The sequence below is a fragment of the Spirosoma pomorum genome (assembly GCF_054776615.1).
The window spans coordinates 253507-278725 of sequence record NZ_BAAHBP010000039.1 but is presented as its reverse complement, the minus strand read 5'-3'; the positions used below and the strand labels follow the sequence as shown (position 1 = coordinate 278725).

Genomic DNA, 25219 nt, shown 5'->3' with positions numbered 1-25219 from the left:
GGGCTCGCGCATTTACGGCAAGCGACTTATCTGCAAACAACATTATTTTTATTCTGATGTTTGCGCTAGCTACAGTAACCAGGGGCGCTGTATTTTCTTGTTTGACAGTGATCGGCCATAGTGCGATTCGATAATAAGCTGGCAAACGAATCGTGAATTACTGACGTTATGGATACAGCCTGTAAAGACACGTATTACTTATAATCCGCAAGCTACCCAATGGGACGTACTCCCTTCTTAATGAGCTTACTGCTCATTTCCTCCACCGTGCTGGCTCAGCCCAAGCCAGTAACGTCAACAAAAAAAGCAAGTACTGGTAAAGCACCAGCCAAAACGAGCGAGGTCAATCTAACGAAACCCATACCAACCGATCCGGCTGTTATGGTCGGTAAGTTGCCTAATGGCCTGACCTACTACATTCGCAAAAATGCAGAACCGAAAAACCGGGCTGAGCTTCGGCTGGTCGTTCGGGCGGGTTCGGTGCTGGAAACCGACGGGCAACAAGGATTGGCGCACTTCATGGAGCACATGGAGTTTAATGGCACCAAGAATTATCCTAAGAACAAACTGGTCGATTTCCTCCAGTCGTCGGGGGTGCGGTTTGGTGCCGATTTGAACGCCTATACGAGCTTTGACGAGACTGTCTATCAGCTTCCCGTTCCGACAGATTCTGTCGATGTATTCCGGCAGGCATTTCAAATTCTGGAAGACTGGGCCCACAACGCAACGATTGACTCGGTCGAGATTGAAAAGGAGCGCGGTGTCGTGTTGGAAGAGCGTCGACTCGGTCGTGGCGCTGGTCAGCGGATGCGAGACGCCTACTTCCCGGTACTGTTGAACAATTCGATCTACGCCAAACGACTGCCGATCGGTACCGAGGACGTATTGAAAACCTTCAAAGCCGATACGTTACGTCAATTCTACCGCGATTGGTATCGGCCCGACCTCATGGCGGTTATCGCCGTCGGTGATTTTGATGTCAAAGAAGTCGAAGGAATAATTCGGGAAAAATTCGGCCGGATTCCTGCGGTGAAAAATCCGAAGCCACGGCCCGAGTTCTCTATTCCGGCGCATAAAGACACCAAAGTAATTGTCGTCACGGACGAAGAACAGCCTAGTACGGTGGTGCAGGTTATATACAAACGACCCGAGATCAAGGAGCGAACGCTGAATGACTTGCGTGAAGGTATCAAGCGAGGACTGTTCAACGCCATGCTGGGAAACCGGATTCAGGAACTAACGCAGCAGGCCGATCCGCCATTTCTGGGTGGCTACAGCAACTACGGTGATTTTCTGGGTAATCTGGATGCCTTTACGTCGGTGGCTGTTGCAAAAGAAGGGAATGTCGAGCGGGCCATCCGAGCGGTGCTGGACGAAAATGCGCGGGTAAAACAATTTGGCTTCACGCCTACCGAACTGGCGCGCGCCAAACAGGAGTTTATGACGGGTGTTGAACAGGCGTATAGCGAGCGAAATAAGACGCGCTCGGTGAATTACGTCAACGAATACGTGCAGAACTTTACGAACAAGGAGCCATATACTAGCATCGAATTCTATTATGATTTCCTGAAGAAAGAGCTGGGTGGAATCAGATTACCCGAAGTAAATACGCTGGTCGACCAATTTATCCGGAATGAGAACCGGGCTGTCATCGTTATGGCGCCCCAGAAGGATAAGGATAAATTGCCTTCGACGAAACAGATCATCGACTTCATTGATGCTGCTGGTAAAAACCTGACGGCCTACGATGACAAAACGATTGATAGCCCACTGCTGGCAACGCAGCCAGGCAACTCCCCAGTCGTGGAAACGAAGAAAATCAAGGACATCGACGTAACGGAGTGGACGCTCAAAAACGGAGTCAAAATCGTTCTGAAACCAACTGATTTCAAAAACGATCAGATTCTGTTTGCGGGTAGCAGCTTTGGTGGTACATCGCTCTATGATCTGACCGATTTTCAGTCGGCGCGCTTTGCCTCTACGCTCGCTACGTTGGGTGGTACGGGAGCCTTTAACCAGATTCAACTAGGCAAGTTCCTGGCGGGAAAACAGGTGAGCGTTTATCCGTTTATCAGCGAGCTAAGTGAAGGCGTGAGTGGCAGTGCTGCACCAAAGGATCTGGAAACAGCCTTGCAGCTACTCTACAGTTATTTTACTCAGCCCCGGAAAGATACCGATGTGGTAAAGGGATTCCTGTCGAACCAGAAAAGTGCATTACAAAGCCAGATCAACACGCCAACGCCAGCGCGAGTATTTCAGGATACCGTAACTGTAACGCTGGGTAACAACAACCCGCGTCGGCAACCGCTCAAACCCGCGGATCTGGACAAAATAGACCTGGATCGTGCGCTGGCCATTTACAAGGAACGTTTTGCCAATGCGGGAGATTTTACGTTCTTCTTTGTCGGCAACGTGAGCGAAGAAACGCTGAAACCGCTGGTTGAACGGTACCTGGGCGGCTTGCCAGCAACGGGGTCGGCTGAGAAGTTTAAAGATTTAGGCATTCGCGCGCCAACCGGCCAAATCAGCAAGACGGTGTACCGGGGTCTCGATCCAAAAGCGTCAGTACAGCTAGTATACAGCGGTAATATGGACTGGTCGCCGGAGAATACGACCCAACTGGATGCGCTGAGCGAAGTACTGGAGATTAAGCTGATCGAAAAACTCCGCGAAGAAGAGAGTGGTGTATATGGCGTGGGGGCTAGTGGAGCCTACAGCAAGTATCCTGTTCCTCGCTATACTTTCCGCATCAACTTTGGCTGCGCGCCCGAAAACGTTGAGAAGCTAATCGCTAAAACGAAAGAGCTGATTGACGAGCTAAAGAAGAAAGGTGCTGATGCGACTGATATCGCGAAATTCAAAGCCGAAACGCGCCGAGAAACCGAAGTACAGTTGAAAGATAACCAGTTTTGGCTAGGCTACCTGCAAAATCAGTATTACACGGGTGACGCACCGGATGAGGTCCTGCACGAAGATGAACTGCTCAAAAAAGTCACTGTCGAAAGCACGAAAGAAGCCGCCAACCGTTACTTCGGCGATAACTTCATTCGGCTGGTGTTGATGCCAGAAAAGAAATAAGCCCAGAGTAAAACAAGCGACGGGAGGGTCTAGCATCGGCTGATGCTAGACCCTCCCGTTTTAACGTATCATCGATCAGTACGCCTTAAGACTCAAATCCAGGCTTTTGATCTGATGAGTCAGCGCACCAGACGAAATGTAGTCAACGCCGGTTTCGGCATAGGCACGCAGGTTCGTTTCGTCAATTCCCCCTGATGCTTCCGTTACGTATTGCCGGTTAATCAGACGAACCATATCGCGGATTCCGTCGGGCGTAAAATTGTCTAGTAAGATAATATCAACCTGACCCACACGCAACACCTCTTCCACTTCGGAGCGATTCCGGGTTTCGATTTCAATTTTGAGGTTTCGACCTGTTTCTTTCAGGTAGGCTACAGCCTGGTTAATGGCTGCCTCGATGCCACCAACATAGTCAACGTGATTATCTTTAATCAGAATCTGGTCGTACAAGCCGAAGCGATGATTAACTGCCCCCCCGATCTTTGTCGCCATCTTTTCGCAGATACGAAAGTTCGGCGTGGTTTTGCGGGTATCCAGCAGCTTGGCCCGGGTACCTTCCATCAGGTTAACCAATTCGCGCGTGTGGGTCGCAATCCCGCTCATGCGCTGCATGCAGTTGAGGACTAGTCGCTCGGCCGTCAGAATATTACGGGCATTACCGCTCACCGTCAAAACAATGTCGCCGGGTTTGATAGTAGACCCGTCCTGCATCAGAATATCAACCTGAAAGGTCGGATCCACTTCAGCAAAGATGGCTTTGGCCACCTCGACACCCGCTAATACGCCGGTTTCCTTGACGAGTAGACGCGCCCGCTTCTGCGCATCGGCCGGAATAGTCGACAACGAAGTATGGTCACCATCTCCCACATCTTCGGCCAGAGCAAGCTGAATAAATTCGTGTAGATTCATAAGCGCAAAGTAGGTTAATATTTTCCGACGTACCGAATAAACAAACTGTTCAGGGTATAAACTATCCCAGAAAATATTGCTTAGTCCACCGAAAACCGCTTGCATAACTGCTAGATTGATGCGAAATTTGTCATCCCTCTTACGCTTTTATGAAGCAACCAAGAACCATACAACGTCTTTCGAGTCTGCTGCTGGCAGTTCTGATGCTGTTCACCGCAGCTTCCGGATCTAATAGTGCGGCCAAGCAAAGCGCGTTGGCGGTCAAAAAGGCGGTTGCTGAGAAAGCCGTTGGTGGCAAGGCTACTAACTCCAATCAGGAGGAAGTTAAACTAAGTGCGGCTCAGCTCGAAGCTGTTGTTACGCCAGCCGTTCAGATCGGCAGTTCGGGCCAGACGGCTATTTTACTACCAGCGCCGACGCTGGTCATTTTGCTCCTTTTAAGTGTTGTTCTGTTACGGCACTTTACGCTCCCGCACTTTTATTTTTCGTACTTCCAGCACGTTTTTGGGCATCATATTGCCAGCAATGCCCCCTAGTTTAGGTGCCGGGATGGTACTGCATCCGCAGGATTGACAGACTGTCAACACGTTTTCTCTTCTTACCAGATTAATTTCTCTCAAAAGCCGCGTGGGCATTCGCCTGTGCCAACCTTTCAATGCAAAACAAAACCGGAATACTGATTCTGACGGGAATCCTAACGGCTATTTGCCTTTATTTCCTGTCGTTTACGTTCGTTTCGCGAGGTATTAAAGCTGACGCCGAAGCCTACGCGACAAACAAACAGGGGCAGGTTGATCCCGCTAAAAAACAACGTTACCTTGATTCGCTCTGGAAAGAGGATGTCTATCTGGGTAGCACGCTACAGGAAGTAACCGAACGCGAGCTGGGTCTGGGTCTTGACCTACAGGGTGGGATGCACGTTGTACTCGAAGTATCGCCTGCCGATATCCTTCGGAGCCTGTCGGGTAACAACCGCGATCCTAAATTTACTCAGGCGCTGAAAGAAGCTACCGAAGCTCAGAAAACAAGCAGCACCAGCTTCGTCGATCTGTTTGCTGATCGTTTCAAGGCACTTGCTCCGGACACTAAGCTGGCCAGCGTTTTTGCTACAAGCGCTAACCGCAGCAAAATCAACTACCAGTCGTCGGACGCCGAAGTACGTCGGATGCTGGCGGACGAAGTGAATGGAGCAACCACTCGGGCGTTCCAGATCATTCAGGCTCGGGTTGATAAATTTGGGGTAGCTAACCCAAACATTCAGCGTCTCCCAGGTTCGGGTCGGATTCAGATCGAATTGCCGGGTGTTGATAACCCAGAGCGTATTCGGCGCCTGCTGACCGGTGCGGCCAAACTGGAGTTTACGGAAGTATATCGCCTGAACGAACTGGCACCTGCGCTGGAAGGTATCGGGTCTTACCTGGTTAGCCAGGAAGCGGAACGGAAAGCGGCTCAAAAAGCAACGGCTTCAACACCGGCTGCTGGTACGGCCTCGACGCAGAACAGCCTGGAGTCGCAGCTGGCTCAGGGTGGTAAAAAAGATTCGACAGCAACGAAAGATACGGCTGCTGCCGCTGCGCAGGGTACGGCGCTTACGCAACTATTCCTGCCCGTTGGTCAGGATCAACTGGGTGTTTATCTGAAAGACACAGCGCGTGCTAACGCAGTACTGAATGCACCTGAAGTTCGTTCGCTGTTCCCCGTTGATGTTGTATTTGCTTGGGATCGGAAGACGTTCAAGTCGACGGATGGCAAAGAAATTCTGCCGCTCTACTTCCTCCGCAAGTCGGGTGGTCGGGCTCCGCTCGAAGGCGATGTTATTACCGATGCTGCTAATGACTACGATGACCGTGGTCGTCCTGAGGTAACGATGAGCATGAACGCCGAAGGAGCTCGCAAATGGAAAAACCTGACCGCGGCTAACATCGGTCGTCCCGTAGCCATCCTGCTGGATAATCTGGTTTACACGGCGCCAAACGTACAGAACGAAATTCCAAACGGTCGTTCGAGCATCTCGGGTAACTTCACCGTTGAAGAAACCAAGGATATGGCCAACGTCCTGAAAGCTGGTAAACTCCCTGCTCCTACCAACATTGTGGAAGAGAGCATTGTAGGGGCTACGCTGGGTTCGGAAGCGGTGAGTGCTGGTCTTATCTCGTCGGCAGTTGGTATTCTGCTAGTACTAGCCTTCGTCGTGTTCTATTACAACCGTGCTGGTTTGATTGCCGACGTTGCGCTGCTAATCAACCTGTTCTTCCTGATGGGCGTAATGGCATCGCTGGGCGCGGTACTGACTATGCCCGGTATTGCTGGTATCGTACTTTCGATTGCCATGGCGGTCGACGCGAACGTACTGATTTTTGAACGGATTAAAGAAGAGCTGGCGGAAGGGAAAGGCTTTAAGCAGGCTGTTCACGATGGTTTCCAAAACTCGCTGTCGTCGATTATCGACTCGAACGTAACGACCTTCCTGACGGGGGTAATTCTGTTCATCTTCGGTACGGGTCTGATTCTTGGTTTCGCTACAACGCTGATCATTGGTATCCTGACCTCGCTGTTCGCGGCTATCTTCATCACCCGCCTGCTGCTGGAATACTACATTCGTGACGGCAAAACGCTGACCTTCTCATCGTCCTGGGCGAAGAACCTGTTCGCTGATTCGAACTTCGACTTCGTATCACGTCGGAAACTATACTACACGGTTTCGTCGGTAATTATTGGTCTGGGTATCGTTTCAGTACTATTCAAAGGATTCGGTCTGGGCGTTGACTTCAAAGGTGGTCGCTCGTACGTAATTCGCTTTGAAAAAGCCGTTAGCACGGATGACGTTCGTAATTCGCTGGAAGGTGTGCTTGGTTCGTCGCCAGAGGTTAAAACCTATGGTGGTGCCAGTATTGGTGATAATAACCAAGTGAAAGTGACGACGCCGTATCTGGTAGACGATAACTCGCAGGGCGCAGATAAGCGCGCTGAGGCTGCTATCTACAAAGGATTGAGCAACATTCAGGGCAACTCAGCGCGGATTGAAAGTTCGCAAAAAGTTGGGCCAACGATTGCTTACGACTTGTTAACATCGGCTCTTTGGTCGATACTGCTAGCCGTAGGCGCCGTATTTACGTACATCCTGATCCGCTTTAAGAAAATGGCATTTGGATACGGTGCGGTGGTCGCTATGTTCCACGACGTACTGATTATCCTGGCTATTTTCTCGATTTTTAACGGCTGGTTGCCATTCTCGCTTGACGTTGATCAGGCGTTTGTGGGCGCTGTCCTGACGATCATGGGTTACTCGATGAACGACACCGTCGTTGTCTTTGACCGGATTCGTGAGTACCTGGCCGAAAACAAGGGTAAGAAAGAAAGTATTCCGGTTATCATCAATAACGCCCTGAACAGTACGTTGAGCCGTACGGCGGTAACCGGTTTTTCGACAATTCTGGTACTGTTAGTCCTATTTATCTTCGGTGGCGAAACCATCCGTGGCTTCTCGTTCGCTATGCTGATCGGGGTTATTGTTGGTACGTACTCATCGCTGTTTGTGGCTACGCCGATTGTGGTTGACGCCCTGAGCCGTGATCAGGAAAAAGGTTCGAACACGCCAAGCGCTCCTATTGAGAAGAAAACGGGTTTCGACGCGATTCCGGCTGACTTTACAACTGCTGATCCAAGCACGCCAGACGAGTTCGTTGCGAAAAAGGAGAAGAAAGTAAAAACCCCGTTGATTCGCCCATCGCAGTCATAGGGTAAAAGCGAAGAAATGAACGAGTAAAAGGGAAAAAGGCTGCTGGTCGGTATTTGCTCTTTTACTCGTTCGTTCTTTCGCTTTTTATTTTTGTATCTTTCACGAGATTTTAGCCTAAGAATATTTCCCCAAAGTACTTAATCACCAAACTCTATTTTACTACATGGAGACAAAGCTTAAACCCGTAAATACCAGCGTTATGCGCAAAAAGCCGCTCGCGGCCTATGCGGCTGATATGCAAAAGAGCGAGCTTAAACGCGTATTGACCCGCTGGGGGCTAACCTCGCTGGGCATCGGTGCCGTCATTGGGGGCGGTATTTTCGTACTGACCGGGATTGCTGCGCATGACTGGGCGGGACCTGCGCTGGCGCTGTCGTTCGTATTGGCGGGTGTGGCCTGTACGTTTGCTGCTCTGTGTTACGCTGAGTTTGCCTCTATTCTACCCGTCGAAGGTTCTGCCTATGCCTACTCATACGGTACAGTTGGTGAAATCTTTGCCTGGTTCATCGGATGGAACCTTATCCTGGAATATATGATGGGGGCCACCACGGTGGCCGTGAGCTGGTCGGGGTACTTCGAGAAGCTGATGCACCTCTTTCACATCGACCTACCCCTTTGGTTAATGAACGACCCGATTACAGCGCAGGAAAAAGCTGGAATCTTACGGGCTGCTGGCCAGAATGTGCCTGATTTTACGTTCGCCATCAACCTGCCTGCCTTCCTGATCGTCTGGGTTGTTACTTATATCCTGGTTAAGGGTATCAAAGAAGCTGCCAGCACGAATAACATCATCGTGGTGCTGAAGGTAGTTACGGTAATCTTTGTGATTGTCGTGGGTGCTTTCTACGTCGATACGACCAACTGGACGCCATTTATTCCAACCCAGGTAGTGGACGCCCAAGGTCAGCCGCACTTTGGCTTTAACGGTATCGTTACTGCTGCCAGTATTGTCTTCTTCGCCTACATCGGTTTTGACGCCGTGTCGACGCAGGCTGGTGAAGCCATCAATCCAACGAAAGACGTACCGTTCGCGATCATTGCTTCACTGATTATTTGTACGATACTGTACATCCTGGTTTCGCTGGTACTGACCGGTATGGTACGTTACGATAGTCTGGACCTGAAAGCGCCCGTTGCGCAGGCATTTGCTGATGTAGGCCTGACCTGGGCGGTATATCTGATCACGATTGCCGCCATTGCCGGTCTAACTTCAGTAATGCTGGTGATGATGCTGGGTCAGACCCGGATCTTCCTGGGTATGGCGAAAGACGGTCTGTTGCCAAAAGGACTTTTTGCCGCTATCCACCCTACGTTCAAGACTCCGTATAAGAGCACAATCCTCGTAGGAGCGATTATCTCGGTTGTGGCAGCCCTGACACCAATCGATAAAGTTTCGGAGCTGTGTAGCTCAGGAACGCTGCTGGCGTTCGCCATGATCTGTGCAGCTGTCTGGATGCTACGTGTTCGGGAGCCTAACCTGGAACGTCCGTACCGGACACCCGCGCTGCCAATCGTAGCCACGCTGGGTATCCTGGCTAACCTGTACCTGATGTGGAACCTGCGCGTTGATACCAAAATTGCGTTCCTGATCTGGGGTACGTTGGGAATTATCGTTTACTTCCTCTACAGTCGGAAACACAGTAACCTGAATAATCCAGAGCAATAGTTATAGTAGTTTCTATAAAGCAAAAGGCGCCCTGATTAGGGCGCCTTTTGCTTTATAGAAACTCAGAAAGCTGTAGTGATTTACTAGTTCACGGGATTCTCATCAATGCCCAGTCTGGGCAAAGCCGGATTCAATACCCTCGGCACTACTTTAACGCGAAAAACCCGGGCGTTTGCTACATCGAAATCACAATTATAGAACCCACGCTGTTTTACACCCCGGTACACGGCTGTGTAATTAACCTTGGGCGGCCAGTTGTTCATTGCTAGCTCCGCTGTGACAGAATCAACGGCTTTGCGCAGATTCGAAAAATAGATGATGCTAGGCTCTCGTTCCCGTATTGTATTCAGTGCGCCAACATACTGCAAGCTGACTTCGTATATAACTCGACCAGTTGGCCGGATCAGTAACTCTCTGCGCTGGGTTTCCGTGTAATTCTGCATACCTACAGATTATAGGAAAAACTGTGCCACTATTTTTCTTCTGCCAGCTGACAATGGGCTTTTGCCCGTTTAAAGAACATATGACAAAAAAAAACAGCCACTTAGTAAATAAGTGGCTGTTTTTTTTTCGGATCAACGAATTCGAAATCGGGCGTGCCAGAAATTCAGCAGTTTACGCTTTCCGAAAAACGTTTATTTCTTGTACATAACAGCCTCCACAGCCTGTAAAGTACGTTTAACGTTTGGCAGAATGGCTTCGATGAGCGTAGGAGCGTAAGGTAGTGGCAGATCCATGCTGTTTACCCGCACAACAGGCGCATCGAGGTAGTCAAAAGCATTCCGTTGGATGTTATAAGTCAGCTCCGACGAGATAGCTGCTAATGGCCACGCTTCTTCCACGATCACGCAACGGTTCGTTTTCTTCACCGAATTGATGATCGTTGGATAATCAATCGGACGAACCGAACGAAGGTCAATAACCTCTGCCGAAACGCCATTCTTGGCTAATTCTTCGGCGGCAGCCAAGGCCACTTTCATGATTTTACCGAAAGAAACGATTGTTACGTCGTTTCCTTCGCGTACCACGTTAGCCTGCCCAATCGGGATCAGGTATTCTTCTTCTGGAACCTGGCCTTTATCACCGTACATCAGCTCAGATTCCATGAAAATGACAGGGTCATTATCACGAATAGAAGACTTTAGGAGGCCTTTAGCGTCGTAGGGATTTGACGGGACAACTACTTTCAGGCCGGGCGTATTAGCAAACCAGTTCTCAAAGTTTTGCGAGTGTTGCGAAGACAACATCCCTGCATTTCCGGTTGGTCCCCGGAAAACAATGGGGCAGGAATATTGGCCACCCGACATTGACATGATCTTAGCGGCCGAATTAATGACCTGATCGATCGCTACGAGTGAGAAGTTAAAGGTCATAAACTCGATGATCGGACGCAGACCATTCATGGCTGACCCAACGCCGATACCCGCAAAGCCCAATTCGGCAATAGGCGTATCGATCACCCGCTCTGGACCAAATTCGTCCAGCATTCCCTGGCTAACCTTATACGCCCCGTTATATTCGGCTACTTCTTCGCCCATCAGATAAACCAGCGGGTCCCGGCGCATTTCTTCCGACATGGCCTCCCGCAGGGCTTCACGGAACTGTATTTCTCTCATGCTGAGTGCGTTGCTTGCGTGTTATGAATCAAATAAAAAGGGTTAAGGCAGTCGTTAAACTGGCTTAAAACTGGCCAAAATTAGGCAAAATGGGCTGATTCATCAAATGATGCTTAGTTGCCTTTTTGAATAAGAATTCGAGTGGTGAAATAAGAACCACTTACTAGTTATCAATTCGTTAATTAACGTTGTAATCAAAAGCCTGTTCAAGATAAAAAAAGGGAAAATAGAAGAAGGGAGCCCAGTTCGAACTAGACTCCCCTCTTCTAAGAATGTGAGCTAATAACTATTTTGTCATCTTCAATCGAAGGCTGCCATCCTTTAGTTCGATAGTGTCAGTCTTGAGTTGCTTTTTGTACCCATTACCTTCTGGATCAATAGCAGAGTCATAGCCAGTGGTTTTGGTAATTGCTTTGTCTTCTAGTTTACTCATCAATCGACCCACCCCGCCGAAGACAGTAGCGCTGGCTTTTTCTTTCCAATACGACCCCGCCAGTGATCCGCTGAAGGTTGCTTCAAGAGCACCATCAGCACCCTTTTTCACTGTAATCGTTTCGTCGTTGTTTTGCGATTTGCCAACATGATATTCCATACGTGGCTCTTTGATCTCCTTTACGTACTTGATCGCAGCTAGCCCTTTGTACTTAGCTGAATCCTGAACTTTCTGTCGGTTTGCCTTTATGTCGGGGTCATCGGCGTCAACTACCAGATAAGTGCCGGGCTCTATTCCTTCATCATTGTTGTAGCTACCAAGCCAGATACGTAACGATTGGTCCGGCTTTATTGAATTAGCGGTAATCCACCAGTAATTTCCGATGCGGATACGACGAGGAGAAGCTTGGTATTTTTCACCGTCAATAGTAACCGACAACGTATTGTCATTGGCAATCTGCCCTTTGCTTATGGAGTTAATTCCGAGTAACAATAGTATGAGAAGAAAGCGAAGCGTGTTCATATAAAATAGTGGCTAATAAGGAATTAAGCCCAAAGTATATAGTTGCCGCTGTCGCGTAGAAAACTTGTTAGTAAAAGGTAGAGAAACAATTTTTGGTAAGGACTTAGATTCGTTTCGTAGCCTCGTGGTAATGAATGACCCAAACTGATAAAACGTCTAAAAGCTGCATTAAACTGAAAATGAGTAGTACGTTGAAAATGAGTAGGTGAAAAATAAAACAGCCGGGTCTGCGTAGCAGCCCGGCCGTTTTAAGAAATTACGTTTAACTGACTTACAGCTTCGAGAAGTCGAACGTATCCAGAAACGCAGTTGTGAATTGCCCCGACTTAAACTTCGGATCATCCATCAATTTGATATGAAATGGAATAGTCGTCTTAATTCCTTCGATAACGAACTCCTGAAGCGCACGCTTCATCCGGGTGATTACCTCCTCCCGTGACTGACCCGAAACGATCAGTTTAGCAATCATAGAATCATAGTTCGGTGGAATGGTATAGCCCGTGTAGACGTGGCTATCAACCCGAACACCATGCCCACCTGGAATGTGTAAGACCGTAATTTTCCCCGGCGACGGCCGGAAACCATTCACCGGATCTTCGGCATTGATCCGGCATTCCATCGAGTAAAGTTTAGGCGTGTAATTCCGTCCTGAAATCTCACCACCGGCTGCTACCTTAATTTGCTCTTTGATCAGGTCAAAATCAGTTACTTCCTCCGTAATCGGGTGCTCTACCTGAATCCGGGTGTTCATTTCCATGAAATAGAACTTCCCGTGTTTATCAACTAAAAACTCAACCGTACCAGCGCCTTCATAGCCGATGGCTTTAGCACCTTTGATGGCCGCTTCACCCATTTGCTCCCGAATTTCAGGCGTAATAATGGGCGACGGTGTCTCTTCGACGAGCTTCTGGTGACGACGCTGAATGGAGCAATCGCGTTCAGACAGGTGACAGACGGTACCATACTGATCACCAACGATCTGAATTTCGATATGCCGGGGCTCCTCAACAAACTTTTCGAGGTATAGACCATCATTGCCAAAAGCTGCGCCAGCTTCAGTACGAGCGTCATTCCAGGCCTTATCGAAATCTTCTTCCGACCGAATAATTCGCATGCCTCGTCCGCCACCACCAGCCGTTGCCTTTACAATGACTGGATAACCCATTTCGGCAGAAAGCTGCTTACCTTGCTCAATCGATTCTAGTAGACCTTCTGAACCAGGAATAACCGGAACGCCGGCTGCTTTCATGGTTGCTTTAGCCGTAGCCTTGTCGCCCATGCTGTTGATTTGATCAGCCGTTGCCCCAATAAACTTGATACCGTAATCGCTGCAAATCTGCGAGAACTCAGCATTTTCGGATAAGAAGCCGTAACCTGGGTGAATGGCATCGGCTCCCGTAACCTCGGCGGCCGAAATAATGCTGGGAATGCTCAGATAAGACAGTTTGCTGACAGGCGGACCAATACAAACAGCTTCGTCAGCGAAACGAACGTGCAGACTGTCACGGTCGGCAGTCGAATAGACGGCTACCGTCCGGATACCCATTTCGCGACAGGTCCGAATAATCCGCAGCGCAATCTCTCCCCGGTTGGCGATAAGAATTTTCTTGAACATAGTATGAATGAGTGAATGAGCGAATGAGTGAATGAGTGAATATTTTGCTGACGTAGCTGACTATTCACTCATTCACTCATTCGCTCATTCACTAATTAATTTATATTGGCTCGACTAAAAACAACGGCTGGTCATACTCGACAGGTGTGGCGTTCTCTACCAGCACTTTTACGATCCGACCGGATACTTCTGATTCGATTTCATTGAACAGCTTCATTGCTTCAATGATACAAACAACTTTACCTTCGGAGATAGTATCACCAACTTCAGCGAACGAAGGCGTTTCCGGATTCGACGATCGGTAGAATGTACCAATCATCGGCGATTTTATGGTGATGTAATTAGACGAATCGGCTTTAGGGGCTTCGGCAGTAACCGGAGCCGAAGCGGCAGGAGCACTAGCCTGAGGCTGTGCAACGGGCGCGGGCATAGCAGCAACGGGTGCCGGTGCCGAAGCAACCAGAGCAGGCGCTGGCGTTGCAGAACCGTACCGCTTAACATTAATTTTCAGATCGGTAGTTTCGATGTTTACCTCATCCAGACCCGACTGTGAAATAAAATCAATAAGTTGCTGTATGTCTTGGGTGGTCATAATACTATTTCGTGATTAGAAAAAACGGAAGCTCGTTAAAATACCCTCGTTACTAAAGATTACTTTACGCGTTCAACGTAATCGCGGGTACGGGTATCAACCCGAATCCGTTCGCCTTGTTCAATGAAAAGCGGAACCATCACTTTTGCTCCTGATTCCAGTTCAACCCGTTTCTTAGGGCTATTGGCGGTATCACCTTTGATACCCGGTTCTGCGTAAGTCACCTCTAGTTCAACGAACGGAGGAAGTTCGCAGGAAAGAGGTACTTCATTCTCGGCGTTGATAAGAATTTCAACTTCCTGACCTTCTTTCATCAGATCAGCACTGTCCACCAGTTTCTCGTCCAGATTGATCTGATCGAAGCTCTCCTGATCCATGAAGTTGAAGCCTGCTTCGTCCTTGTATAGAAACTGGAACTTCCGACGCTCTACCCGAACTGGATAAATCGTTACGCCCGAGTTGAATGTGTTGTCCAGCACTCGTCCTGATGTCAGGCTTTTCATTTTCGTCCGAACGAAAGCTGCCCCCTTTCCAGGTTTAACGTGTTGGAATTCAGTGATTTGAAAAAGGTCGTTGTTGAAGTTAATGACCAGTCCGTTCCGGATGTCTGCGGTCGTTGCCATGTCTAAATTTGGAAATGAAAATGTTTACTAGATGTGATAGGTCATCTACCCGATCACGATCAATCAACAGTTATTAATCAATTAGTAAGCCCACTTTACGTAAGCTGCACCCCAGGTAAATCCGCCCCCAAAAGCAGCTAGGACTAAATTATCTCCTTTTTTCAGCTGTGATTCGTAATCAAACAGACAGAGCGGAATGGTGGCGGCTGTTGTATTCCCGTACCGATGAATATTCATCATCACCTTGTCTGGCTCGATGCCCATCCGGTTTGCCGTTGCATCAATGATACGTTTGTTCGCCTGATGCGGGACCAGCCAGGCGACATCGCTACCAAGAAGCTGATTACGTTCCATAATCTCAGCTGATACGTCGGCCATGTTCTTAACGGCAAACTTGAAGACCGACGGGCCATCCTGATAAACGAAATGCCACCGTTTTTCTACTGTTTCGTGGGTGGGTGGGTAACGGCTTCCGCCCGCCTTCTGAAATAGGTGGTTCTGACCGCTTCCGTCCGACTTGATGATTGAGTCTAGCACACCAAATCCCTGATTGTTCGGTTCCAGCATGACTGCGCCGGCACCGTCGCCAAACAAGACGCAGGTTGTACGATCGGTGTAATCAACAATGGCCGACATTTTGTCGGCCCCTACGACAATTACTTTTTTGTACTTACCTGTTTCAATAAACTGAGATCCGGTGGTCAGCGCGTAAAGAAAGCCTGAACAAGCGGCCTGTATATCGAAGCTCCCTACATTCCGGATACCCACCATATCACAGATGAGGTTAGCCGTGCAGGGAAAAAGGTAATCGGGCGTCGTCGTTGCGCAGATCAGCAGGTCAACCTCTTCGGGGCGCGTGCCGGTTTTTTCCAGCAAACCCAATACAGCCTTGGCGCCCATATGTGATGAGCCCATGCCTTCGCCCTTCAGAAGGTGCCTTTCCTTGATGCCGGTACGCGTGGTAATCCACTCATCGTTCGTATCCACCATACGCTCTAACTCGGCATTAGTCAGCACGTAGTCGGGAACGTAGCCGTGGACTCCTGTTATGGCAGCTTTACTCATTGGTGGTGGTGTACGAGCTTAGTGAACACAGTCAATTGGCTTAAGCCAGCGCCTGTGCAATTTTTGTGTAGGCATTTGATTCGACTTGTTTAATGGCTAGTCCAATCATGTTTTTAATAGCAAGGGGCGATGAAATGCCATGAGCAATGATCACGTTCCCGTTTACGCCTATAATGGGGCTTCCGCCTACCGATTCGTAATTTGTTTTGTTCAGGAATTCGTCGTCGATACCGCGGAGTTTAGCCATGGCGTAGAAAGACTCACCCAACTTGAACATAGTATTACCGGTGAAGCCATCCGTCACAATGACGTCTGCTTTACCGGCGAAGAAGTCCCCCCCTTCAATGTTTCCTACGAAGTTGATTCGGCGATTATCTTTTAGTTGCTGATGAGCTGCCTGCGCCACGAGTGATCCTTTCTGATCTTCAGAACCGATGTTCATCAGCGCTACGCGAGGTCGATCAATACCGAAGGTGTACTGAGCGTAGATGGAACCAACCTCACCGAACTGAGCCAGCATCTCAGGCTTGCAGTCGGCGTTGGCACCGATATCGAGCATAACGGCCTGTCCACCCGTCACCTGCGGAACGAACCCGGCAATACAGGGGCGAATAATGCCTTCGATAGCGCGAATACTGAACAAGGCACCCACGTGCATAGCACCCGTATTGCCTGCGCTGCAGAACGCATCGACTTGCCTATCCTTCATAAGTTTAAACCCAACTCCAATGCTGGAATTGGGTTTAAGGGAGAGAGCCTTAGTTGGATGCTCACTCATTTCAATAACATCGTCAGCATGAACGAGCTCAATACGTTGCTGTGCTTCCGTGTCGTATTTATTTAGTAGTTCCCGAACGATCTGTTCCTTGCCAATAAGGACAATGGTTACGTCATTTGGCAACTCGGCAGCGGCCATTACTACTCCTTCCACTATCGCTTCGGGAGCAAAATCACCACCCATAGCGTCCACTGCAATTTTCATTGACTCCGTTTGTTCAATACCAACCCGATTACGCCGGATTGTAGAAAAATACGCGTAAAAATAGATAGGTAACGGGCAATAAAAAAGTATTTCACGTTCATCTTCAAGAAGACGTCAGTGAAATACTTTACATAATGCGTTGAAAATTAAGCAGTTTTAGCGTAATTCTCGATGATCATTTGACCTTTGTAAAACAGGTTACCTTCGAAAACGTGAGCGTGGTGACGCTCGTGTACTTCGCCAGTTTGTGCGTCGGTCGACAGCGTTACGGCCGTAGCCTTGTAGTGCGTTCTGCGCTTGTCGCGTCGGGTGCTGGAGTGGCGTCGTTTGGGGTGTGCCATAGCAGTTTATAATTGTCTGTTGTCTGTCTACTTTATTAAGTCCAGCCTGTTCAGGCCTTGTTGTATTAATTATCACTCAGCTTGCGTAAAGCATCCCAGCGAGGGTCTACTTTGTCGGGCTTGCTCTCTTCTTCGTCCTCGGTTGGCGCGTCTGATCGGTAAATTACCCGTCCGTTCAGCTCATCATCATCTTGGTCTTCTTCGTCCCGGAAACGAGGGTGAAGTCGTTTCATGGGTAATGCCAGGCTGATGAACTCAAAAATATACCGGGCAACGTTGATGGTGGCAGTACTACGCTCGATCAGTTCAATTTCGTCGCTCAACTCTTCGTTGTGATCGCCGAATTTCAAAATCATCGTTTGTTCGGTATCTACCGGCTCATCGTATTCGTCCAGACTCCGGTCGCAGGTCTGTTCGACAGTACCATTGATCTGAAATATTAGCCGAATCATCGTCTCGGATTTTTCCAGAGTCAAGTGGGTATGTACGTGCCCTTTTCCAATCAGATCTTGATCTAACGCAGCAAAAAAGGTATCGCCCGAGGTGAAGTCGTACTCATACCGTTTGTTGTCCAGACCAACGATGTTAATATCATAGGGTCGTAATGCGTTCACGTCTATCTCCTCTCCAAAATAAGACCGCAAAGGTACGAAACGTTTGTGAATCAGTAAAGTGCTGTTTAGAAATTAATTGTTGACCAGATTGATGATTGCATTCTCGCAGTCGTAGAACAAACATCTGCTTAGTAGCAGGCGTTATCAATACCAAACCTTTTTGAGTCATGGCAACCTATCAACTCGTCGAAAAACACGCTATTGAGCACCACAATGAGTATTACGAAGTTCGTATTACCGACGAAGGCAAAGAACCCCGCAGCCTCTTTTTCTCAACAAACGAGGAGAACCTAGAGGACGTTGCGGCCGATGTTGTTACCGATCACATGCCCGGCGTGAAAAAATGGACGGTAATTCCCCATCGTAAAGACAGTTAATTTTCACGAATTCCAGAGACTAGTGACGAACGCTTTTCTGATCATTGATACTCAGGTTGATTTTTGTCATCCAGAGGGAGCGCTGTTTGTGCCCGGCGCAGATGCTGACGTTGAACGAATTGCCCGTCTCATTCACAAGCACGCGCACCAGATTGATCATATTGTCGTAACGCTGGATACGCACCAACTGCTGGATATTGCGCACCCGCAGTTCTGGAAGAATGCAGAAGGGAAACATCCCGATCCATTTACGGTAATCACTTCTGACGACGTAATAACCGGTCAATGGATACCGCGCTTCAGTCCTGAGAAAGCTCACCAATACATTCAGGCGCTGGAAGCCGACGGGCAGTTTCAGCACGTAATCTGGCCTGAACACTGCCTGATTGGATCTTCTGGAGCAGCCCTACACGATACGTTGCTGGCCGCCTTAAAAAACTGGGCACACCAGCGGGACCGGGACTATATGGCCGTTCAGAAAGGGTTATACCCCCTCACTGAACACTTTGGCGTTTTTCAGGCGCAGGTACCTGACCCAGCTGTGCCTGAGACCCAGTTTAACGCGGCTCTTGTTGCTGATATAGATCGGTTTGACACGATCTATATCATGGGTGAAGCGAAGTCGCACTGTGTCGCTACTAGCCTGAAACAGTTACTAGATTTTGCGCCGTCTATAACAGAAAAACTGGTACTTGTCACGGATTGTATGTCGGACGTAACGGGGATGGGACACCTGGCGGACCCAATTTATGCCGAAGCCTGGACCAAAAATGTCCGGTTTGCAGAGTCTATCAACATTTTCAACTGAAATCGCCTAACTTTCGTGGCCATGGACAATGCCATACCTCTATTTCCGCTTAACCTGGTTGTGTATCCAGGAGAAGACCTCAACCTCCACATTTTTGAGCCGCGCTACCGGCAACTGATCAACGAATGTATTGACGAGGAAAAGACGTTTGGGATTCCCGTATTTATCGACAACAAACTGCCGGGCTATGGTACCATTATGCACGTAACAACGCTACACAAGCGATACCCTGATGGTCGGATGGACATCAAATCCAAAGGCATTTCGGTTTTCAAGCTCGTGAATTTTGAAAACCCATTGCAGGATAAGTTGTATGCCGGGGGAGAGGTGGAGCTTGTCGAGCAGGGTGACTCATTCAGTGCCCACAACTCAGCGCTAATCGAACGATTGGAGCGATTGTATAAACTGCTGGAGATCGAAACAGACTATAACCCAGAGGTCAAAAACTTCTCGTACCGCGTAGCACACAAGGTAGGTCTATCCATCGAACAGGAATACGAGTTGCTTACGATTGATTCAGAAGCCGAGCGGCAGCTCTTCCTAATTCAACACCTCAACAATGTACTGCCAGTCGTTTCCGACATGGAGCGGACCAAACAGCGAATTCGAATGAATGGACACTTCAAAAACCTGGATCCGCTCAATTTTTAGCCCTTCTCGTTGACCTGCCCAATCTTCTTGGCGCGTTTTGGCAATTGATCGGCCAGCTGTTGCAGGTTTTTAATGGGTGGTCGAGGTTTCTCCGCTTCCCCGATGAGGAATCCGTAAGGCTTAAGGGCGTCAACCGAATCGAAGATGACTTTGATAATGGCAGTCATTGGCAAGGCCAGCACCAGACCCGGTAACCCCCAGACGTTCTCCCAAAGAATCAGAACGATAATAGCCGCTAGCGGATTGATACTCACTTTCGAGCCGACGATGTAGGGCGTAATAAAATTGCCCTCGATTGTCTGCACGAAGAGAAATACGCCAATAACGCCCAGTGCTTTGAGTGGATTATCGTCGGTGACCAGTGCGTAAGCAGCGGGTAGGAGCGAGCCAATCGAGATGCCGAAATAAGGAATTAATACCAGGCAGGCACCAAAGAAGCCGAAGAAGATAGCGTAATCAATTCCCAGAATCAGAAGACCGACGGTCATTAACGTACCGATGATTAGAATAACCAGTACCAGTCCGGCCAAATAATCCTTGACCACGGTATAGATGCCCCCCATGACGGCGTCGATTTTTGACCGGCGCGTATCTTCGAATGCTTTGTAGAAAAACGACCGGAAAAAGTCGCGGTAGAGTAGGAAGAAAAAAATAAAAATCAGAATCAGGAAAACATCGGTTAGCGCGCTGGTAGTGGCCAACAGCGTAGAGGTCAGAATGGCTCCTCCCTCGGCAATCGACTCGTTCAGGTATTTACGAACCTCCGTGATTTGCCGCTGCCGGTTAATGTTAAAACGTTCATCGGCAAATGTCTGCACCTGATCCAGGAACTTGTTTCCCCGCTCCATCAGTTGCGGGACGACTTCCGTAAAATTGCTGATCTGCATGGAGACAGCGTACAGAATACCGGCAATAGCTGCTAGTGTAAGAAGCAAGCATACAAGGATGGCCAATACGCGGGGAACTTTCCAACCTTCAAGCCGATTGGCCAGTGGAAATAGCAAGACCGAAAACAGAATGCCAAATACGAGCGGAATCAACACCCCTTTCAGGATGTGTAGTCCATACACGACGATAACCAGCGATATAAGTACAAAACAGAATCTAGCGTAGTAGGGAAGGATTATTTCCCGTGGGCGAATGTTCATAAGTCCTGGTTAACTTCGTTGACTAGTGAAAGGTTTACTGATACAGTCCGTTCCGAAAGAAACGTAGACCGGATGCCAACCTACCCGATAACCGTTTTCCGGAACGTCTGTTTGGCTTTTGTAAAATTCTGTTTGTAAGCGCTAAACCAAACCGTATAAATTATGCAATTAGCTGAAATTGACTTGTTTGGGTGTTAAGTTTTTGTTAAGTATGTGTTGCTGGTTCATTACGTTATCATTAAGGCACGTAACTTCGGGCAACCTATCATCTGGGATAGGACAGGTTTTTACCAACTTCACTACGTATGAGTGCTGCTAAAGCTGCTCAACCATTACACCGAATTTTAGTCGTCGATGACGACGTCGACATCGTTGAGATGCTCGAATACAATCTCAGCAAAGAAGGATATGATGTTCGAACGGCGTCGGATGGGCGCAAAGCCGTTGAAATCGCCCGGACGTACCTGCCAGAACTAGTTGTACTCGATATTATGATGCCCCAACTGGATGGTATCGAAGCGGGTCGGCAACTGCGCGAAATACCCGAATTGCGGCAGACGTATATTCTGTATTTAACGGCTCGTTCGGAAGAGTACTCAGAAGTAGCTGCGTTCGATGTAGGTGCCGATGATTACATCACAAAACCAATCAAACCCCGGGCGCTGATGAGCCGTATCAACGCTCTGTTCCGGCGCGAAGCACAGAAAGCCGATCCAGGTGAGCAGGTTTCTATCGCAGACTTGATTATCAACCGTAAAAATTACTCGGTCAGTCAGGGAGAGAAATCAGTCATCTTGCCAAAGAAGGAGTTTGAACTGCTGTTTTTTCTAGCTCAGCACCCGAATAAAGTTTTCAGTCGTGAGGAACTGCTCCAGCGCATCTGGGGCGCTGATATCTACGTACTCGAACGTACCGTTGACGTTCATATCCGAAAACTTCGCGAAAAAATCGGTGATACGCACATTCGTACCCTGAAAGGTGTTGGGTACATGTTTACCGATCAACCAGAATAATGGTGAATGAGTGAATGAGTGAATGAGCGAATAAAAAGCATGCGCTAGCTATTCGCTCATTCACTCATTCACTCATTCACTCATTTGTAAAATGTCTCTTAGTCCCCGCATAATCGCCTTTTTACTGGCTTGCCTGATTTCGTTTTTAACGGTATCCTTTCTGGCTTTTATCGATGGTGTTACAGAAACGATGCTGTTCGTAACGGGGCTTTCTTCCTTCGTTGTTTCCTTGTTTCTGGTGATGTACACAATCGAGGTACTGGTGTACCGCGAAGTCGATAAAATGTACAAGACCATTAATAAGCTGAAAATGAAGGATTTTACAATCTCCCGAAAATCGCTGGTCAAGAATAATAATCCCTTCAAAAAGCTGAACGACGAGATCTTCGTCTACGTCGCCAAAAAGCAGAAAGAAATTGACGAGCTCAAGCGGCTGGAACAATTCCGTCGGGAATTTCTGGCCGACGTATCACACGAGTTAAAGACACCCATTTTCGCGGCTCAGGGATTCATTCACACGTTGATCGATGGTGCGATGGACGATGAGCGGGTACGGGATAAATTCCTGTCGAAGGCCGCCAAAAGTCTGGATGGGCTCGATGCGTTGGTAAAGGACCTGCTGGTGCTTTCGCAACTTGAAACGGGTGAAGTAAAAATGAATTTTGAGAAGGTCGACATGACGGAAGTCATAGAAGAGATCTTCGACCAGCTCGAAAAGATTGCTCAGGGGCGCGGAACTACGCTCAAAATGCGCGTTAGCCGACCAGGGCCCATCCGGGTTAAAGCTGATAGCTCGCGCATTACGCAGGTAATGACTAACCTGATCGAGAATGCTATCAAATACGGCACCGACAACGGGAAAGTAGTTGTCAGTTTGGAAGAGGAGAAAAAATACGTTGCCATCTCCGTGCGTGACGATGGTCCCGGTATTCCGCCAGAGCACCTGAGCCGGATTTTCGAGCGTTTCTACCGGGTAGAGAAAAGCCGCTCAAAAGATCGGGGCGGTACGGGCTTAGGACTGGCTATTGTCAAGCATATTCTCGGCGCCCATAAGTCGAAGGTAACCGTAATGAGTAAGATCGACAAGGGAACGACATTCCAGTTCAAACTTGACCGGGTGGATTAAATAACGCGTTTGAGTGCGAACTGGGCCATTACGAGCTGACCGCTTCGGCGCACCAGTAACGTAATCTCTTTACCCTCTCCCTTCTGCAGGATCTTGTAAATATCACTCACACTTAGTCCCTGGGCGGAATAGCTGTCCACAAACAGAATTTCGTCGCCTTCGCGTAATCCAGCTAAGGCCGCAGGTGACCCTGGGATTAGTTTTTCGACGTAATAATTCCGCAACTGATCGCCTTTTGCCCGGAGCTCGACACCACTCATGTCGTGCTCAAACTGTTCCCGCATCATCCGTTTTACCGGTTTCAGGACCAAGTACTGACCTGGGTAATTGAACGTAACGTTAAATCGGCGCAGTAGCTCGCAGCCAACGTTACCCTGCCGACCGGGCATATTAACGAGTTTCATACCGAAGGCAACACTGTCAGGAAACGACGCCAGTACGTTGTTTACTTCATAGCGGCCAAAGCGGATCTTTTGAATACGGCCCAGATTGCCGTTGATAACTCCGTTCAGGCCACGGCCCAATTGCGCCCGGATAACCTTGGCCGGAAGAGGCATGTCGGTTGAGTTACGTGAACGATCCAGGAGTAACGCGTGGCCAGCGCCGGTGTCCAATACCACCCGCAGCGGGGTTACTTTATTGTCTTCGAATACCGCCATTACGTCGGTATAAGCCTTTGTATCCTGAATAGTCAATTGGTATTGATCGCCTTTACGTTTGTTGTAGCGGTAATTTTTTGGATTCATAACCAGCAGTTCCCGGCGCTGGAAATCAATATTGACCACAAAGTTGGCAAACAACTCATAGCCAAAAATTCCATCAATGGGAGTTCCTACGTACTCAGAGAGTTTCAGAATGTCTTCGTCCAGTACCAGCAAGCTGTGGTGAGCGGTTTGCATGTCACCCAGCTTCATCCGGTTGTTAATCGCTACGGACGCCGTTATATGCCCGCCTTCACCCGCGCCCGTTATGTTTACTTTCCGGGCTAGAGTTGGCAAACGGTGCTTAAAAGCGTTCGGATTTGTAATGATGGTGTTACTCACGCCTGTATCCAGAATGAACCGTAATGTGTCTGATTCATTGACTTGGACAGACACGATGATCAGGTTTGAATGAAGTTCAAATGGAATACGAGTCCACTTTCGGTTCTGAGTGATATGAAAACCAAAACGGTCTTTATCGGGTAGTTTTTTTGTGTCATCGGCCAGAGCCGATAGGCACACGTGCAGCACGCTGATAATCAGGAAGAGCTTTTTCATAACTGTCTCGATATTGATATAAAGTTATTATTTTTTATCAAAATATTGCAATAAAAAATTATCGAAACCTGTCATAAGTGATTTAAGAGAACAGGTTGCTAAAGGGTAAATGAAAATTAGCTTTTCCTAAAGAGGCCCGTTCGCTGGAAAAGCCCTAATTTCGCCGGGAAATAGCGTTTAAAGGAGCTATCGTAACGCTGGATAAATTGATTCTGAACACCTTATTGATGTTGTATGCGCAAGAAGATTGTTGCCGGTAACTGGAAGATGAACAAAACGGCCGATGAAGCAACAGCGTTGCTGTCGGAAGTGGTTAATATGATTAAGGATGAGGTGACGAGTGATGTGCAGGTGGTGCTTTGCCCACCGGCTATCTATTTGACCTCGTTCCGGCAATACGTTCCTGCTGGCGGTAAAATCGCGCTGGGCGCGCAGAACTGCCACGAGAAAGCGTCAGGCGCTTACACCGGCGAAATTTCGGCTCCTATGCTGCAATCGATCGGTGTAGAGTACGTCATTCTGGGACACAGTGAGCGTCGCCAGTATTTTGGCGAAACCAATGCGCAATTGGCTGACAAAGTAAATATCACCTTAGAAAACGGTCTGAAGCCGATCTTCTGCTGCGGTGAATCACGCGATCTGCGTGAAAATGGTGATTACGTTGGCTTTGTGAAAGATCAGATCACGGAGAGTCTGTTCCATTTGTCAGCAGAGCAGTTTGCGAACGTTGTGATTGCCTACGAACCCATCTGGGCCATCGGAACTGGCCTGACCGCGTCGTCGGCGCAGGCGCAGGATATGCACTTCGAGCTACGTCAGCACATTGCTGGTCAGTATGGCGATGAGGTGGCTCAAGACACGTCAATCCTGTACGGTGGTAGCGCTAATGAGAAAAATGCACAGGAGCTTTTTTCGCAACCTGACGTTGATGGTGGTCTGATCGGCGGTGCCTCCCTCAAATCCCGTGAGTTTACAACGGTAGTAAAAGCAGCTTAATACAAAGAGCGGAAGTGCGAATGAGTGAAAATAGCTGACGCAAAAA

General features: G+C 48.6%; 23 protein-coding genes. 10 read left to right on the top strand and 13 right to left on the bottom strand.

Annotated elements, in window-relative coordinates; translation table 11 throughout:
* Positions 1–219: 219 nt before the first annotated feature.
* Positions 220–3078 (top strand): M16 family metallopeptidase, encoded by a 2859-nt coding sequence (locus tag ACYVAD_RS25080; RefSeq protein WP_461142288.1) that lies wholly within the window; start codon positions 220–222, stop codon positions 3076–3078.
* A gap of 75 nt (positions 3079–3153) precedes the next feature.
* Here the strand turns inward: ACYVAD_RS25080 and nadC are convergent, their stop codons facing one another.
* On the bottom strand, positions 3154–3987 hold the full coding sequence (gene nadC, locus ACYVAD_RS25075) for a carboxylating nicotinate-nucleotide diphosphorylase (RefSeq protein WP_461142342.1): 834 nt from the start codon (positions 3985–3987) through the stop codon (positions 3154–3156).
* A gap of 149 nt (positions 3988–4136) precedes the next feature.
* On the opposite strand from nadC, the gene ACYVAD_RS25070 reads away from it, so the two are divergent.
* From ACYVAD_RS25070 to ACYVAD_RS25060, 3 genes are all read left to right on the top strand, one after another.
* Positions 4137–4523 (top strand): hypothetical protein, encoded by a 387-nt coding sequence (locus ACYVAD_RS25070; protein WP_461142287.1) that lies wholly within the window; start codon positions 4137–4139, stop codon positions 4521–4523.
* A 119-nt stretch (positions 4524–4642) separates the two neighbouring features.
* Complete coding sequence (gene secDF, locus ACYVAD_RS25065) at positions 4643–7726, top strand: protein translocase subunit SecDF (RefSeq protein WP_461142286.1); 3084 nt, start codon at positions 4643–4645, stop codon at positions 7724–7726.
* Between the two features lie 163 nt (positions 7727–7889).
* A complete protein-coding gene (locus ACYVAD_RS25060) occupies positions 7890–9392 on the top strand; it encodes an APC family permease (protein ID WP_461142285.1) in 1503 nt (500 codons plus the stop codon).
* A gap of 83 nt (positions 9393–9475) precedes the next feature.
* On the opposite strand, the gene ACYVAD_RS25055 is transcribed toward ACYVAD_RS25060, so the two are convergent.
* The 10 genes from ACYVAD_RS25055 to ACYVAD_RS25010 all read right to left on the bottom strand — a co-directional run bounded on the left by ACYVAD_RS25055 (position 9476) and on the right by ACYVAD_RS25010 (position 17795).
* Positions 9476–9835 carry a hypothetical protein gene (locus ACYVAD_RS25055; RefSeq protein WP_461142284.1) on the bottom strand — a complete coding sequence of 120 codons (360 nt, stop codon included), beginning with the start codon at positions 9833–9835 and terminating at the stop codon, positions 9476–9478.
* A gap of 192 nt (positions 9836–10027) precedes the next feature.
* Complete coding sequence (locus tag ACYVAD_RS25050) at positions 10028–11008, bottom strand: pyruvate dehydrogenase complex E1 component subunit beta (protein WP_461142283.1); 981 nt, start codon at positions 11006–11008, stop codon at positions 10028–10030.
* 286 nt (positions 11009–11294) lie between these two features.
* Positions 11295–11963 (bottom strand): hypothetical protein, encoded by a 669-nt coding sequence (locus ACYVAD_RS25045; protein ID WP_461142282.1) that lies wholly within the window; start codon positions 11961–11963, stop codon positions 11295–11297.
* Positions 11964–12234: 271 nt separating this feature from the next.
* Complete coding sequence (gene accC, locus ACYVAD_RS25040; protein WP_461142281.1) at positions 12235–13578, bottom strand: acetyl-CoA carboxylase biotin carboxylase subunit; 1344 nt, start codon at positions 13576–13578, stop codon at positions 12235–12237.
* Between the two features lie 100 nt (positions 13579–13678).
* Positions 13679–14170: an acetyl-CoA carboxylase biotin carboxyl carrier protein gene (accB, locus tag ACYVAD_RS25035; protein WP_461142280.1), complete on the bottom strand. Its 492-nt coding sequence runs from the start codon at positions 14168–14170 to the stop codon at positions 13679–13681.
* A gap of 59 nt (positions 14171–14229) precedes the next feature.
* Positions 14230–14793, bottom strand: coding sequence for an elongation factor P (gene efp / locus ACYVAD_RS25030; RefSeq protein ID WP_176565244.1), 564 nt, complete (start codon positions 14791–14793; stop codon positions 14230–14232).
* A gap of 81 nt (positions 14794–14874) precedes the next feature.
* Positions 14875–15858, bottom strand: a complete 984-nt coding sequence (locus ACYVAD_RS25025; protein WP_461142279.1) for a beta-ketoacyl-ACP synthase III — start codon at positions 15856–15858, stop codon at positions 14875–14877.
* 40 nt (positions 15859–15898) lie between these two features.
* Positions 15899–16840 (bottom strand): phosphate acyltransferase PlsX, encoded by a 942-nt coding sequence (plsX, locus tag ACYVAD_RS25020; RefSeq protein ID WP_461142278.1) that lies wholly within the window; start codon positions 16838–16840, stop codon positions 15899–15901.
* A gap of 146 nt (positions 16841–16986) precedes the next feature.
* Complete coding sequence (gene rpmF / locus ACYVAD_RS25015; RefSeq protein ID WP_077923042.1) at positions 16987–17181, bottom strand: 50S ribosomal protein L32; 195 nt, start codon at positions 17179–17181, stop codon at positions 16987–16989.
* A gap of 65 nt (positions 17182–17246) precedes the next feature.
* Positions 17247–17795, bottom strand: coding sequence for a YceD family protein (locus ACYVAD_RS25010; RefSeq protein ID WP_461142341.1), 549 nt, complete (start codon positions 17793–17795; stop codon positions 17247–17249).
* Positions 17796–17962: 167 nt separating this feature from the next.
* Here ACYVAD_RS25010 and ACYVAD_RS25005 point away from each other — a divergent pair, with 167 nt between their 5' ends.
* From ACYVAD_RS25005 to ACYVAD_RS24995, 3 genes are read left to right on the top strand one after another with little or no spacing between them, the layout of a single operon-like run.
* Entirely contained in the window at positions 17963–18172 is a 210-nt protein-coding gene (locus ACYVAD_RS25005; protein WP_461142277.1) for a hypothetical protein, read from the top strand.
* Positions 18173–18194: 22 nt separating this feature from the next.
* Positions 18195–18980, top strand: coding sequence for a cysteine hydrolase family protein (locus tag ACYVAD_RS25000; protein ID WP_461142276.1), 786 nt, complete (start codon positions 18195–18197; stop codon positions 18978–18980).
* Positions 18981–19001: 21 nt separating this feature from the next.
* Positions 19002–19631 (top strand): LON peptidase substrate-binding domain-containing protein, encoded by a 630-nt coding sequence (locus ACYVAD_RS24995; protein ID WP_461142275.1) that lies wholly within the window; start codon positions 19002–19004, stop codon positions 19629–19631.
* Here ACYVAD_RS24995 and ACYVAD_RS24990 read toward each other — a convergent pair.
* Positions 19628–20779: an AI-2E family transporter gene (locus ACYVAD_RS24990; protein WP_461142274.1), complete on the bottom strand. Its 1152-nt coding sequence runs from the start codon at positions 20777–20779 to the stop codon at positions 19628–19630. The genes ACYVAD_RS24995 and ACYVAD_RS24990 overlap by 4 nt on opposite strands.
* A 305-nt stretch (positions 20780–21084) precedes the next feature.
* Here ACYVAD_RS24990 and ACYVAD_RS24985 point away from each other — a divergent pair, with 305 nt between their 5' ends.
* Both ACYVAD_RS24985 and ACYVAD_RS24980 read left to right on the top strand, forming a co-directional pair.
* Positions 21085–21792, top strand: coding sequence for a response regulator (locus ACYVAD_RS24985; protein ID WP_461142273.1), 708 nt, complete (start codon positions 21085–21087; stop codon positions 21790–21792).
* Positions 21793–21883: 91 nt separating this feature from the next.
* Positions 21884–22918, top strand: a complete 1035-nt coding sequence (locus ACYVAD_RS24980) for a sensor histidine kinase (RefSeq protein ID WP_461142272.1) — start codon at positions 21884–21886, stop codon at positions 22916–22918.
* Here the strand turns inward: ACYVAD_RS24980 and ACYVAD_RS24975 are convergent.
* A complete protein-coding gene (locus tag ACYVAD_RS24975) occupies positions 22915–24177 on the bottom strand; it encodes a pepsin/retropepsin-like aspartic protease family protein (protein WP_461142271.1) in 1263 nt (420 codons plus the stop codon). The genes ACYVAD_RS24980 and ACYVAD_RS24975 overlap by 4 nt on opposite strands.
* 234 nt (positions 24178–24411) lie before the next feature.
* On the opposite strand from ACYVAD_RS24975, the gene tpiA reads away from it, so the two are divergent.
* Positions 24412–25173, top strand: a complete 762-nt coding sequence (gene tpiA / locus ACYVAD_RS24970; RefSeq protein WP_461142270.1) for a triose-phosphate isomerase — start codon at positions 24412–24414, stop codon at positions 25171–25173.
* The last annotated feature ends 46 nt before the right edge of the window (positions 25174–25219 follow it).

Bases quoted from the DNA above. Each gene is read 5' to 3' on its own strand.
- ACYVAD_RS25080 (WP_461142288.1), top strand. From the start codon at position 220: ATGGGACGTACTCCCTTCTTAATGAGCTTACTGCTCATTTCCTCCACC.
- nadC (WP_461142342.1), bottom strand. From the start codon at position 3,987: ATGAATCTACACGAATTTATTCAGCTTGCTCTGGCCGAAGATGTGGGA.
- ACYVAD_RS25070 (WP_461142287.1), top strand. From the start codon at position 4,137: ATGAAGCAACCAAGAACCATACAACGTCTTTCGAGTCTGCTGCTGGCA.
- secDF (WP_461142286.1), top strand. From the start codon at position 4,643: ATGCAAAACAAAACCGGAATACTGATTCTGACGGGAATCCTAACGGCT.
- ACYVAD_RS25060 (WP_461142285.1), top strand. From the start codon at position 7,890: ATGGAGACAAAGCTTAAACCCGTAAATACCAGCGTTATGCGCAAAAAG.
- ACYVAD_RS25055 (WP_461142284.1), bottom strand. From the start codon at position 9,835: ATGCAGAATTACACGGAAACCCAGCGCAGAGAGTTACTGATCCGGCCA.
- ACYVAD_RS25050 (WP_461142283.1), bottom strand. From the start codon at position 11,008: ATGAGAGAAATACAGTTCCGTGAAGCCCTGCGGGAGGCCATGTCGGAA.
- ACYVAD_RS25045 (WP_461142282.1), bottom strand. From the start codon at position 11,963: ATGAACACGCTTCGCTTTCTTCTCATACTATTGTTACTCGGAATTAAC.
- accC (WP_461142281.1), bottom strand. From the start codon at position 13,578: ATGTTCAAGAAAATTCTTATCGCCAACCGGGGAGAGATTGCGCTGCGG.
- accB (WP_461142280.1), bottom strand. From the start codon at position 14,170: ATGACCACCCAAGACATACAGCAACTTATTGATTTTATTTCACAGTCG.
- efp (WP_176565244.1), bottom strand. From the start codon at position 14,793: ATGGCAACGACCGCAGACATCCGGAACGGACTGGTCATTAACTTCAAC.
- ACYVAD_RS25025 (WP_461142279.1), bottom strand. From the start codon at position 15,858: ATGAGTAAAGCTGCCATAACAGGAGTCCACGGCTACGTTCCCGACTAC.
- plsX (WP_461142278.1), bottom strand. From the start codon at position 16,840: ATGAAAATTGCAGTGGACGCTATGGGTGGTGATTTTGCTCCCGAAGCG.
- rpmF (WP_077923042.1), bottom strand. From the start codon at position 17,181: ATGGCACACCCCAAACGACGCCACTCCAGCACCCGACGCGACAAGCGC.
- ACYVAD_RS25005 (WP_461142277.1), top strand. From the start codon at position 17,963: ATGGCAACCTATCAACTCGTCGAAAAACACGCTATTGAGCACCACAAT.
- ACYVAD_RS24995 (WP_461142275.1), top strand. From the start codon at position 19,002: ATGGACAATGCCATACCTCTATTTCCGCTTAACCTGGTTGTGTATCCA.
- ACYVAD_RS24990 (WP_461142274.1), bottom strand. From the start codon at position 20,779: ATGAACATTCGCCCACGGGAAATAATCCTTCCCTACTACGCTAGATTC.
- ACYVAD_RS24985 (WP_461142273.1), top strand. From the start codon at position 21,085: ATGAGTGCTGCTAAAGCTGCTCAACCATTACACCGAATTTTAGTCGTC.
- ACYVAD_RS24980 (WP_461142272.1), top strand. From the start codon at position 21,884: ATGTCTCTTAGTCCCCGCATAATCGCCTTTTTACTGGCTTGCCTGATT.
- ACYVAD_RS24975 (WP_461142271.1), bottom strand. From the start codon at position 24,177: ATGAAAAAGCTCTTCCTGATTATCAGCGTGCTGCACGTGTGCCTATCG.
- tpiA (WP_461142270.1), top strand. From the start codon at position 24,412: ATGCGCAAGAAGATTGTTGCCGGTAACTGGAAGATGAACAAAACGGCC.